The following is a 12,602-nucleotide window of genomic DNA, read 5'->3' as shown; positions in this document are numbered from 1 at the left end:
GCGGTCGCGGGGAAATCCGGCGCGGGGCGTGCGGGCCGACATGCCTGCCGCTCAGGCAGGCAGAGGCGGCTGCCTCGCCCCGCAAAGCCTCCTACTGCGCCGCCGGCTCCTGCGAGGGTTCGTCCGGCACCACCCCTTCGGGCGTGGCGCCGTCCTCCGGCTCCTGGCTGTCGCCCGAGGGGGCGGCCAGCCGGTTGTCCTCCCACTCGCCCGAGGCGACCTGGCCGGTGGCATAGCGCATCACCCCGGCGCCCTGCCGCTTTCCAGCGGTGAAATGCCCGGTATAGACGTCACCGTTGGCATAGGTCGCGACGCCCTCGCCATCGATCTCGCCCTCTTTCCAGCTACCCTCGTAGCGGAAGCCGTCCGGCGCGATCAGCCGCCCCTTGCCATGGCGCAGCCCGTCCACGAAGGAGCCGTCATAGGTCGTGCCGTCGGGATAGGTCGCCTGCCCCTGGCCATGCCGCTGCCCGTCGCGCCAGGCGCCGTTATAGACATAGCCGTCGGGATAGGTCATGCGGCCCTGCCCCTCGTTGCGGCCGCGCTTGAAGCCGCCCTCATAGACCAGGCCGTTGGCGTATTTGGCCACGCCCTGCCCCTCGATCACGCCGGCAATCCATTCGCCGTCATAGCTCGCGCCGTCCGGGTAGGTGATCATGCCACGCCCGTCCGGCAGGTCGTTTTTCAGCGCACCCTCATAGACCGAGCCGTCGGGATAGGTGATGCGGCCCAGCCCTTCCATGCGGCCCTCGGCCCAGTCGCCGGTATAGACATAGCCGTCGGTGCCGGTGAAGGTGCCCACCCCCCAACGCTTGTCGGCACGGAAATCGCCCTCGTAGCGGTCGCCGTTGGCATAGGTGGCGATGCCCTTGCCCTCGCGCTTGCCATTGGCGAAGCGTCCCTCGTAGCTGTCGCCCGAGGGCTGGACCAGCTTGCCCTGCCCGGCCATCTGCCCGGCCGACCAGCCGCCCTCGTAGTTCAGCCCGTCCGACATGGTCAGCTTGCCCTGCCCGGAGCGCTGGTTCGCCCGCATCTCGCCTTCGTAGCTGGCTCCGTCGGGATAGGTGATCTTGCCGACGCCCTCCTTGACCCCCGCCTTCCAGTCGCCCTCATAGCGATAGCCGTTGGGTTGGGTCAGCACGCCCTTGCCGTCGTGCAACGCGTTGACGAAGCCGCCCTCGTAGACCGAGCCGTTGGCGTAATGCGCCACGCCCTGGCCGGTGATCTGGCCGTCCAGCCAGTCGCCCTCGTAACTGCCGCCATCGGCATAGGTGATCTTGCCCTTGCCATGCGGCTTGCCCTTGGCAAAGGCCCCCTCATAGACCGACCCGTTGGGAAATTTCGCCGTGCCCTGGCCCAGGATCTCTCCCTCGACCCAATCGCCGGTATATTCGTAGCCCGAGGGCAGCCGGTATGTGCCGCGGCCATGCTGCTTGCCGTTGCGGAAGGTGCCCTCGTAGACGCCGCCGTCGTCGTATTGCTTGGTGATGACCGCCTGCGCGCCGGCCATGCCCGCGCCGGCAAGGATCACCGCGCAGGCGACAAGGGCTGCCTTCATGGGTGCTGCACTCCGCCTCGTTGCTGCTTTTGCCATCGGTTTATCCCAAGGGATGCGCCGGCGCAAAGCCCGACTTTTCCTTTGCCGCGCCCTCGCCTATCAACGGGGGCAAGATCCGGTAAGGAAACGCCATGACCGACACGTTCCGCATCACCCTTGGACAGTTGAACCCGACCGTGGGCGATTTGCCCGGCAATGCCGCCATGGCGCGCGAGGCATGGGCCAAGGCACGCGAGGCCGGCGCCAACCTGCTGGCCCTGCCCGAGATGTTCATCACCGGCTACCAGACCCAGGACCTGGTGCTGAAACCCGGCTTCACGCAGGAAGCCATGGCCCATATCGTCGACCTGGCGCGGGACTGCGCCGACGGCCCCGCCATCGGCATCGGCGGCCCCTATGCCGAAGAAGATCGGCTCTACAACGCCTACTGGATTCTCAACGGCGGCAGGGTGGCGGCGCGGGTGCGCAAGCACGAATTGCCGCACAAGCAGCTGTTCGACGAATGGCGGCTGTTCAATGTCGGGCCGATCTCGGGGCCCTACAGCCTGGACGGGCTGCGCATCGGCAGCCCGATCTGCGAGGACGCCTGGTGGCCCGAGGTCTGCGAAACCCTGGCCGAGACCGGGGCCGAGATCCTGCTGGTCCCGAACGGCAGCCCCTACCATCGCAACAAGCTGGACCTGCGCATGGGGCACATGGTCGCCCGCGTGGTCGAGACCGGCCTGCCGCTGATCTACCTGAACTCGGTCGGCGGGCAGGACGACCAGATCTATGACGGGGCAAGCTTCGTGCTGAACCCGGGCGAGGATGGCGGCGTGGTCAAGGTCATGCAGCTTGCCCCCTTCGACGAAATGCTGGCCCATGTCGATTTCACCCGCACGCCGCAGGGCTGGCGCGCGGCTCCGGGCCGGATGGACCACCAGCCCGACGAATGGGAACAGGACTACCGCGCCATGACGCTGGGCCTGCGCGACTACATGCGCAAGTCGGGATTCCGCAAGGTGGTGCTGGGGCTGTCGGGCGGCATCGACTCGGCGCTGGTCGCAACCATCGCCAGCGACGCCGTCGGCCCCGAGAACGTGCGCTGCGTCATGCTGCCCAGCGAATACACCTCGCAAGCCAGCCTGGACGATGCCGCCGATTGCGCGGGACGGCTGGGCACGCGGCTGGACACCGTGCATATCGAGGGCGCCCGCGACGCGGTGGGCGATGCCCTGGCGCATCTTATGGCGGGCACCCAGCCCGACGCGACCGAGGAAAACATCCAGTCCCGCCTGCGCGGCGTGATGCTGATGGCGCTGTCGAACAAGTTCGGCGAGCTGCTGCTGACCACCGGCAACAAGTCCGAGGTCGCGGTCGGCTATGCCACGATCTATGGCGACATGGCCGGCGGCTACAACCCGATCAAGGATCTCTACAAGACCCGCGTCTTTCAGACCTGCCGCTGGCGCAATGAAAACCACCGCGACTGGATGCTGGGTCGCGCGGGCGAGGTGATCCCGCCGCAGATCATCTCGAAGCCCCCCTCGGCCGAGCTGCGCCCGAACCAGAAGGACCAGGACAGCCTGCCGCCCTATGAGGTGCTGGACGCGATCCTGGAGGGGCTGGTCGAAAAGGACCTGGCGCTCAAGGATCTGGTCGCGCAGGGCTTCGAGCCCGAGACGGTCAAGAAGGTCGAGACCCTGCTTTATGGCAGCGAGTGGAAGCGTTACCAGGCCGCGCCGGGGCCGCGCATCTCGACCAAGGCCTTCTGGCTGGACCGCCGCTATCCGCTGGTCAACCGCTGGCGCGACCGGCTCTAGCGCGACGCGACCGCCCTGCCCTGGCCGCCGAACCCGGGGGCAGCCACCGCTGATGCGCGATCAGCCGGGTCTTGCCGCATGACGGCGGCCGATCTCGTTCGACGGCCGTCCGCCGCCTCCGGCAAGCAGTATGCGCCGGCAGCGACAAGGCGCCGACCGAGCCGGCGGATCAGACCACCACCGCCATGCGCTGCTGCTGGCCGACGTCGAATACGCGCTTGTAGCGCTCGATCTCGTCCTGGGGGCCGGTGGCCTTCTCGGGATTGTCGGAAAGCTTGACGGTCGGCCGTCCCTCGGCCGCCACCGCCTTGCAGACCAGCGAAAACGGCGCCAGCCCGTCGCCCGGCACCAGCCCGCGAAAATCGTTGGTCAGCAGCGTGCCCCAGCCGAAACTGACCTTGGCCCGACCGTGGAAGCGGTGGAACAGGTCCCTGATCTTGTCCACGTCCAGACCGTCCGAAAAGATGATCAGCTTGTTGCGCGGATCCTCGCCGCGCTCCTGCCACCAGCGGATCGCCGTCTCGGCGCCCTCGGCCGGGTCGCCGCTGTCGACGCGGATGCCGGTCCAGCCTGCCAGCCAGTCGGGCGCATGGTCCAGGAAGCCCTTGGTGCCATAGGTGTCGGGCAGGATGATGCGCAGCATCCCGTCATGCTCCTCGTGCCAGTCGGCAAGCACACGATAGGGCGCCTGGCGCAGTTCGGCGTCGCTGTCGGCCAGCGCGGCATAGACCATGGGCAGTTCATGGGCATTGGTGCCGATGGCCTCGATGTCGCGGCGCATGGCGATCAGGCAGTTCGAGGTGCCGATGAACCGCTGGTCGCCCAGCCCCTCGACCATGGCCTGCACGCACCAGTCCTGCCACAGGAAGCTGTGGCGGCGGCGGGTGCCGAAGTCGGCGATGCGCAGGTCGGGGCCGAGCTTGCGCAATTCCTCGATCTTTTCCCAAAGCCGGGCCATGGCGCGGGCATAGAGCACCTGCAGCTCGAACCGGCCCATGTCCTTGAGCACGGCGCGCGAGCGCAGTTCCATGATGATCGCCAGCGCCGGGATCTCCCACAGCATGACTTCGGGCCATCTGCCCTCGAAGACCAGCTCATACTGGCCGTCGCGCTTTTCCAGGTGATAGGCCGGCAGGCGCAGGTTCTCGAGGAACTCCATGAAGTCCGGGCGGAACATCTGCCGCTTGCCATAGAAGGTATTGCCGCGCAGCCAGGTGCTTTCGCCCCGCGTCAGCGACAGGCCACGCGCATGGTCCAGCTGTTCGCGCAGCTCGCCTTCGTCGATCAGCTCGGCCAGGCGGATGCGACTGCTGCGGTTGATCAGGCTGAAGGTGACCTGCGTGTCGGGCCGGTTGCGGAACACCGACTGGCACATCAGCAGCTTGTAGAAATCGTCGTCGATCAGCGAGCGGACGATCGGGTCGATCTTCCATTTGTGGTTATAGACGCGGGTGGCGATATCGACCGTCGGGATCATCATGCCAGTGTTACCCCCGCCTTGCGCATGTCCTCGCGCGCCGCCTCGCGCGAGCCGTTCAGGTCGATGGCGCGGGTGGCGTCCTCGATCACGGTGGCGCGGAAACCCAGCTTCGCCGCATCGATGGCCGACCAGGCGACGCAGAAATCATGCGCCAGCCCGACAAAGGTCAGGTCGTCCATGCCGCGGTCGCGCAAGTATCCGGCTAGGCCGGTGGGGGTGCGGTGATCGTTCTCGAAAAACGCGGAATAGCTGTCGATATGCGGGCGAAAACCCTTGCGGATCACCAGATCGGCGCAATCGGCGGCCAGCGTCGGGTGAAAGCCCGCGCCATCGGTCCCGATCACGCAATGCGCGGGCCAGAGCACCTGCGGCCCGTAGGGCATGTCCACGACCGAAAATGCCGCCGCGCCGGGATGGTTGTCGGCAAAGCTGGCATGGTCGTGGGGGTGCCAGTCCTGCGTCAGCACCACGGCGTCGAAATCCGCCATCAGGTCGTTGATCGCGGCGACGATCTCGTCCCCGCCGGCCACGGCAAGCCGCCCGCCCGGGCAGAAATCCAGTTGCATGTCGATGACGATCAGGGCCTTGGCCATCGCGCCTCTCCTGTTTCCCAGGAAAATTGGTAGGCGCAGGCGGCGGGGGCGTCAATGCGGCAACTTGATTGCACCCCCGCGCGGCGCTATGGCCAGCCCATGCTGATCGTCGCCGCACTTTACCATTTCACCCGCTTTCCCGACCCCGAGGCGCTGAAGGCGCCGCTGGCCAGATGCGCCTGCACGAACGGGGTCAGGGGCACCTTGCTTCTGGCACGCGAGGGGGTCAACGGCACCATCGCCGGCACGCGCGCAGGCATCGACGCGGTGCTGGCCCATATCCGCGCCCTGCCCGGCTGCGCGGGGCTGGAATGGAAGGAAAGCACCGCCGAGACCATGCCCTTCGGCCGCATGAAGGTCCGCCTGAAGCGCGAGATCGTGACCATGGGCCAGCCCGACGTGGACCCCACCGCCGCCGTCGGCCGCTATGTCGCGCCGCAGGACTGGAACGCGCTGATCAGCGACCCCGACGTGGCGGTGATCGACACGCGCAACGATTACGAGGTCGAGATCGGCACCTTCGCCGGCGCCGTCGATCCGGGCACGCGCAGCTTTCGCGACTTTCCCGCCTGGTGGCGCGAGAATGCGCATCGTTTCCACAACAAGCGTATCGCCATGTTCTGCACCGGCGGCATCCGCTGCGAGAAATCGACGAACTTCCTGCTGGGAGAGGGCGTGCCCGAGGTCTTTCACCTCAAGGGCGGCATCCTGAAATACCTGGAGGAAGTGCCCGAGGAGGAAAGCCTCTGGCGCGGCGAATGCTTCGTCTTCGACAAGCGGGTGAGCCTTGGCCACGGGCTGCGGCAGGGCCGCCACGACCTCTGCCATGCCTGCCGCCGCCCACTGGCGCCCGAGGATCGCACCCGCCCGGAATATGAACCCGGCGTCTGCTGCCATCGCTGCGCCGGCGAATATACCGAGGCCGACCGCGCCCGTTTCCGGGAGCGCCAGCGTCAGGCCGAGCGGGGCGAGTGCTTCGTCGGGACTGCCGCCGATGATGAAGCCAGCGAAATGGCAGGCTGAAATATCAAGACTTCTCAGTCCCTTGCTGAATATCTCGGATCACGCATCACACCCCATCACGCCGGCTTGAGTCCGAACCCCCTGTATCGGCAGGCTTTTCCCCCGGCCCTTCGCCTGCTCGGCTAACGGCCCGTCACTTGTCCGTGCCGCGGCGCCGCAAAGCCTTCCAATCCGGGGCCCGGGTGGTAGGCAGGCGGTCCGAGTTAAATGGAGAACTCACCATGAAGAAAGTCGGATACGCAGCTTTGGCTTCGCTGATCGCCGGTGGCGCCTATGCGGGTGGCTATGTCGCCCCCGTGGTCGAACAGCCGGTCGTGGCGCCTGCACCCGTGACGATCACCCCCGAAAGCGACTGGACGGGCTTCTATGCCGGTCTGCAATACGGCAAGGGCAGCGGCGATCTTGGCAATCGCGGCGCGCTGGCCGATTTCGGCGATTACGACGGCTATGGCCTGCATGCGGGCTATCAGCGCGACCTGGGCCGCTTCGTCCTGGGCGGCGAGCTTGACTACAACAAGATCTCGCCCGACGAGAATTACGATGACGGCGACCTGACCCGGCTGCGTCTGCGTGCCGGTGCCGACATGGGCCGGTTCCTGCCCTATGTCACGCTGGGCGCGGCCAAGATCTCGGTCGATGACTTCTCGGAAACCGGGCTGACCTATGGCCTCGGCGCCGATTTCAAGGTCACCGAGCGCTTCACCGTCGGCGCGGAATACAGCCGCAGCGACTTCAAGGACGTGCTGGAGGACGAAACCGGCATCAGCGGCCGCGACCTGGACACCGATCTGGTGCAGCTGCGCGCCTCGTATCGGTTCTGATCCCACCACGACAAGCAAGGCGCCCCCGCTCCGGGGGCGCTTTTCGTTTCGGGCGGCCGGTTATTTCACCTGCCCCAGCCGGCCTGCCGCGATGGCGGCCATGTTCAAGATATCGTTCACCGTCGAGCCGGTCGAGCAGATCTGGATCGGCAGCGGCACCCCGGTCAGGATCGGGCCGATCACCGTCGCCCCCGCCATCTCTTGCAGAAGCTTGACCGAGATCGAGGCCGAATGCCGGGCCGGCACCACCAGCACGTTGGCCGGCTCCTTCAGCCGCGAGAACGGGTATTTGGCCGCCTGCGAGGGGTTCAGCGCCACATCGACCGTCATTTCGCCCTCATACTCGAAATCGACCTTGCGCGTGTCCAGCACTTCGGTCGCATGGGCCATCTTCACCGCGCGCTCGCTGATCGGGTAGCCGAAGTTCGAGAATGACAGGAAGGCCACGCGCGGCTCCAGCCCCAGCCCGCGCGCGACATGGGCGCCGCGGGTGGCGATGTCGGCCAGGTCCTCGGCTTCGGGCCATTCATGGACCAGCGTATCGCCCATCAGGACGACCCGGCCGTTATGCAGGACGGCGGTGATGCCCACGGCGCCATCGGCCGGGGTCACGTCGAAGACCATGCCGATCTGGGCCAGCACATGCGCGTTCTTGCGCGTCGCCCCCGTCACCAGCCCGTCGCCATGGCCATGCGCCAGCATCAGCGAGGCAAAGACGTGGCGGTCGCGATTGGCCAGCTTGACCGCATCCTCGCGGTCATAGCCCTTGCGCTGCAACCGGGTGTAGAGTGCCTCGTGATACTGGTCGAGATGGCGCGAATTGCCGGCATTGACCACGGTGATCTCACGCGCGGCATCGCCAAGCCCGGCTGCCTCCAGCTTGTCCTTCACGTCGCTTTCGCGGCCGACGACGATGGACTGGCCCATGCCGCCGCGCTGCCAGGCCACGGCGGCGCGCAGCACGCGCGGGTCGTCGCCCTCGGCAAAGATCATCCGGGCCTGTGCCTGGCGGGCGCGGGCATGGATGCCTTGCAGGATCGCCGCGGTCGGGTCCATGCGCGCCTTGAGCGACTGGACATAGCCTTCCATGTCGATGATCGGGCGACGGGCGACTCCGGTCTCCATGCCGGCCTGGGCCACGGCGGGCGGCACGACATGGATCAGCCGCGGGTCGAAGGGCGTCGGGATGATGTAGTCGCGGCCGAATTGCAGCTTGCGGCCGTAGGCGACGGCGACCTCGTCCGGCACGTCCTCACGCGCCAGTTCGGCCAGCGCGCGGGCGCAGGCGATCTTCATCTCGTCGTTGATGGCGCGGGCATGGATGTCCAGCGCCCCGCGGAACAGATAGGGAAAGCCCAGGACATTGTTGACCTGGTTGGGATAGTCCGAGCGGCCGGTGGCGACGATGGCGTCGGGGCGGACGGCATGGGCCTCTTCCGGCGTGATCTCGGGATCGGGATTGGCCATGGCGAAGATGACCGGGTTCTCGGCCATGCCCTGCACCATATCCTGCGTCACCGCCCCCTTGGCCGAGACGCCCAGGAACACGTCGGCGCCCTTCATCGCCTCTTCCAGCGTGCGGGCCTCGGTCACCACGGCATGGGCGGATTTCCACTGGTTCATGCCCTCGGTGCGGCCCTGGTAGATCACGCCCTTGGTGTCGCACATGATGCAGTTTTCATGCCGCGCGCCCATGGATTTCAGCAGTTCCAGGCAGGCAATGCCGGCGGCGCCGGCGCCGTTCAGCACGATGCGCACGTCCTCGATCTTCTTGCCCGACAGTTCCAGCGCGTTGATCAGCCCCGCCGCGCAGATCACCGCCGTGCCGTGCTGGTCGTCATGGAAGACCGGAATGTCCATGAGTTCCTTGAGCCGTTGCTCGATGATGAAGCACTCGGGCGCCTTGATGTCCTCGAGGTTGATGCCGCCGAAGGTCGGACCCATCAGCCGCACGGCATCGACGATCGCGTCGGGATCTTCGGTGTCCAGCTCGATGTCGATGGCGTTCACGTCGGCAAAGCGCTTGAACAGCACCGCCTTGCCCTCCATCACCGGCTTGGAGGCCAGCGCGCCAAGGTTGCCCAGGCCCAGGATCGCCGTGCCGTTCGAGATCACGGCGACCATGTTGCCCTTGACGGTATAGTCATAGGCGGTCTCGGGGCGTTCGGCGATGGCCTCGACCGGCACGGCAACGCCGGGGGAATAGGCCAGTGACAGATCCCGCTGCGTCGCCATCGGGGTCGAGGCCACGATGTCGTATTTGCCCGGACGCGGCTCCAGGTGATAGGCCAGTGCCTCTTCCCGCGTGATGCGGGACTTGCGCGGGGTGTTGTCGTCGCTCATCCGGTGCCTCCTCCTCGTGACGTCCCGCAGCAATAGCGTCAGGGCCAGCCGAACCGAAAGGGGTAAAATCACCCGGCGGCGGCGTCAGGGGGTCATGGCGGCCAGAACCGCATCGCGATGCCCGCTCAGCGCGGTCGCCGCCGCGACCAGAGCAACCACGCCGGCGATCAGGTCGTGGCGCGGATCCCAGCTGCCATGGCGGCGCGCGATCCAGACCGTCACCGGATAGCATAACACCTGCGACAATGCCTGGCCGATCAACAGCCCCGGCAGGCCGTAAAGCACCGCCCCGCTGGCGACCAGCGCGAAATAGATCGCCGCGCGCGAGGATTGCATGACGAAGAAGCCGCGCGAATCCCCGGCCGCCAGCGCCGCCTGCTCATAGCTGATCGGGATGACTTGCAGCATCTGGATGCAGGCGATGGCGACCAGGATGCCGCCCGCCGCCGCGTAGCGCGGATCGTAGAGCAGTTCGACCAGCGGCGGGCCGGCCCAGGCCAGCACCACCGCCACCACCAGCAACAGCGCCGTCAGCCCGGCACGGGTGCGCGCCAGGATGCGGGCGTTCCCGGCGCTTTCGGCGGGCGGGTGCTGGCGATAGATCGGGATGAACAGCCGCCCGGCGATGGCCGAGCCCAGCATGGCCGGCACCGTCGCCAGGAACAGGCCGATATTGTAGATGCCCAGCTGGTTCAGGCTCAGCACCCGGCCCAGGATGATGCGGTCGCCCTGGAACAGCAGGAAACCGCAGATGGTGCTGAAAAAGATCCATTTGCCGAACTTCATCACCTCGGCGCGGGCCTCGGGCTCCATCCGCAGCCGGTTGCGGTGCCCGGGCAGGAACAGCCGGAACATCAGAAGCTGGGCAAAGGCGCCCAGCACGTTGCCCCAGACCAGCGCCCAGACCGATTGCAGGATCAGCGCCGCGGCGATGGTCAGCAGAATGCCGACAAGCTGGTTGCAAAGCTCGATCACGGTCAGCCGGCCCAGTTGCAGGTGGCGCGCGGCGGTGTCGATGCGCGTGGGGAAAAAGCCCCCCACGATCATCGAGCTGGCCGCCACCGGGAACACCCAGCCGAAAAGCGGCGCGTCGTAAAAGACCGCCAGCGGCCAGGCCATGAGCATGGCCGCACCGAAGATCAGGAAGCCGCGGATGATCTTGAGCGTCCAGATCGTGTCGAGGAAATCCGGGTCGTCGCCGCGCTTGCTCTGCATGATCGAGGGGCCGAAGCCCATGTCGCTGAACATGGTCAGGCCGATCAGGAAGCTGGTGACCAGCGCCATCAGGCCGAAATCGTCGGGGCTGAGGATGCGGGTCAGGACCAGGTTGGACCCCAGCCGCATGATCTGGCCCAGCCCGAAATTGGCCATGGACCATGCGCCGCTGCCCAATGCCCGCGACGCGATGCTCTTGCCCGGAGCCGGAGCCGCGGCCGCGCTGCCATCCTGCCGGCTCATCAGCCCATCCCGTCGGTCGGCATACTGACCACACCGGGCGAAGGCAGGCCAGGGATCTGGCCGATCAGCCACAGGGCGATGAAGATGCCCAGCACCAGCAGCAGGATCATGTAGATGTTGCGCAGCCGGCGCTTGCGCAGATCGGCCGCCGTCAGCCGGTAGGGCAGCGACACCACCGGCCGGGTGCCGGTGACGCGGGTGAACTGGTCGCCGCGGCGCAGGACGGGATTGAGCAGCTCCAGGACAAAGGCCACCGCCAGGGCCAGGCCCATGCTGGCCCCTGCCCCCATCACCGCGCTTTTCTTGCGGTTCGACATGGCGGGATATTCCGGCGGCAGGGCGCGTTCCAGCAGCACGAAACGCTCGGCCTGGTCGTTTTCCATCAGCATCTGCTGGGTCTCGACCTGGGCCAGCTGGCGCGAGATCTCGTTATAGCGGTCCTGCAGGCGGCGCTGCTGGCGGGTCATGGCCTCAAGCTCGCGGCTGACCTCGGGCGCACGGGCGCGGGCATGGTCGATCTCGGTCCGGCGGATGATGATCCCGGCCTTTTGTTCGTTCAGCTTGGCCAGTTGGGCGTCGATCAGCTCGGCCTGGCGGCGGATCACGTCCGAGCCGCCGCTAGCGACGCCGCTGTTCAGCCGCTCCAGCGTCCCTTCCAGCCGCTTGATCTCGGGGTGGTCGGGCGACAGGGTCCGGCGCGCCTGCGCCAGCTCGACCTCGGCCGAGCGGATCTGCTGCACCAGCGAGGCCGAGGGCCGCGTCTCGGTCGCCAGGCCCCCCGCCTCCAGCGACAGCCGCTCGCGCTGCAAGGTCATGATGTCGCGGTCCAGCGCCGTCTCCATCTCGGTCAGCTGCGCCAGTTCGGTTTGCAGGAATTCCTGCGAGCTGGGCAACGAATCCTCGTTGCGGGCGCTGAACTCGACCGCCTGCCGCTCCTGCTCGGAAAGCTGCTCGTTCAGGCGGCGTTCTTCGTTGTGCAGATATTCCTGCGATTCCAGCATGCGCAGCTGGCGGTTCTCGCGGTCGCGGTTCACCACACTGTCGGCGAAGTCATTGGCGATGGCGGCCGCGGTGGCCGGCGTTTCGGCCTGGGCGGTGATGACGATGGCCGCCAGCGACATGCGGGATTCGACCGAGACGCCGGGGGCGGTGATGCTTTCGATCCGGGTCGAGCTGCGCAGCGCGCCCAGCTTTTCGGTCTCGCTGAGCTGGGTATCGGCGAAAAGCCCCAGCCGCTGGATCACCTCGCGCAGGTTGGCGCGCGCCATCAGGCGCTGCTCGATCAACTGCACCCGGCGCGAGGCGGGCAGCGAGCTGTCGCTGCCCTGGTCGATGGCGGCCGGCATGTCCAGCTGGATGACCGCCGAGGCCTGATAGATGCGGGGCGACGAAATGATCAGGTAAAAGGAAATCAGCACGCCCAGGACCATGATCGTCAGCACCAGCGGCAACCGCCGCCAGATCATCGAGATCAGATCCTGCAAGGATTGAATCGGTCCCAAATCTTGAACCCTGTCTCTCTCT

Annotated in this window: 9 protein-coding genes; 3 read left to right on the top strand and 6 right to left on the bottom strand. The window is 66.9% G+C overall.

The window, feature by feature from the left end:
- Positions 1-91: 91 nt before the first annotated feature.
- Complete coding sequence (locus BLT64_RS13960) at positions 92-1,558, bottom strand: MORN repeat-containing protein (protein WP_011747194.1); 1,467 nt, start codon at positions 1,556-1,558, stop codon at positions 92-94.
- A gap of 131 nt (positions 1,559-1,689) precedes the next feature.
- Between BLT64_RS13960 and BLT64_RS13955 the strand changes: the two genes are divergently transcribed.
- Positions 1,690-3,360 (top strand): NAD+ synthase, encoded by a 1,671-nt coding sequence (locus BLT64_RS13955; RefSeq protein WP_011747193.1) that lies wholly within the window; start codon positions 1,690-1,692, stop codon positions 3,358-3,360.
- Positions 3,361-3,529: 169 nt separating this feature from the next.
- Here BLT64_RS13955 and pncB read toward each other — a convergent pair whose 3' ends face one another.
- Together pncB and pncA are read right to left on the bottom strand one after the other, a co-directional pair.
- On the bottom strand, positions 3,530-4,840 hold the full coding sequence (gene pncB / locus BLT64_RS13950; RefSeq protein ID WP_175474410.1) for a nicotinate phosphoribosyltransferase: 1,311 nt from the start codon (positions 4,838-4,840) through the stop codon (positions 3,530-3,532).
- On the bottom strand, positions 4,837-5,433 hold the full coding sequence (gene pncA / locus BLT64_RS13945) for a bifunctional nicotinamidase/pyrazinamidase (protein ID WP_011747191.1): 597 nt from the start codon (positions 5,431-5,433) through the stop codon (positions 4,837-4,839). Before pncA ends, pncB begins: the two co-directional genes overlap by 4 nt.
- Positions 5,434-5,532: 99 nt before the next feature.
- Here pncA and trhO point away from each other — a divergent pair, with 99 nt between their 5' ends.
- Both trhO and BLT64_RS13935 read left to right on the top strand, forming a co-directional pair.
- On the top strand, positions 5,533-6,456 hold the full coding sequence (gene trhO, locus BLT64_RS13940) for an oxygen-dependent tRNA uridine(34) hydroxylase TrhO (RefSeq protein WP_041529779.1): 924 nt from the start codon (positions 5,533-5,535) through the stop codon (positions 6,454-6,456).
- Positions 6,457-6,677: 221 nt separating this feature from the next.
- Positions 6,678-7,277 carry an outer membrane protein gene (locus BLT64_RS13935; protein ID WP_011747189.1) on the top strand — a complete coding sequence of 200 codons (600 nt, stop codon included), beginning with the start codon at positions 6,678-6,680 and terminating at the stop codon, positions 7,275-7,277.
- Between the two features lie 60 nt (positions 7,278-7,337).
- Here BLT64_RS13935 and BLT64_RS13930 read toward each other — a convergent pair whose 3' ends face one another.
- From BLT64_RS13930 to BLT64_RS13920, 3 genes are all read right to left on the bottom strand, one after another.
- Positions 7,338-9,620 (bottom strand): NADP-dependent malic enzyme, encoded by a 2,283-nt coding sequence (locus tag BLT64_RS13930; RefSeq protein ID WP_011747188.1) that lies wholly within the window; start codon positions 9,618-9,620, stop codon positions 7,338-7,340.
- Positions 9,621-9,704: 84 nt separating this feature from the next.
- Positions 9,705-11,078, bottom strand: a complete 1,374-nt coding sequence (locus tag BLT64_RS13925; RefSeq protein WP_011747187.1) for an oligosaccharide flippase family protein — start codon at positions 11,076-11,078, stop codon at positions 9,705-9,707.
- Positions 11,078-12,562 (bottom strand): GumC family protein, encoded by a 1,485-nt coding sequence (locus tag BLT64_RS13920; protein WP_074810523.1) that lies wholly within the window; start codon positions 12,560-12,562, stop codon positions 11,078-11,080. Before BLT64_RS13920 ends, BLT64_RS13925 begins: the two co-directional genes overlap by 1 nt.
- Positions 12,563-12,602 lie beyond the last annotated feature (40 nt).

Origin of the sequence: Paracoccus denitrificans (genome assembly GCF_900100045.1) — a bacterium.
In the GTDB taxonomy this organism is placed as follows: domain Bacteria; phylum Pseudomonadota; class Alphaproteobacteria; order Rhodobacterales; family Rhodobacteraceae; genus Paracoccus; species Paracoccus denitrificans.
This window is presented reverse-complemented; position numbering and strand designations above follow the sequence as displayed.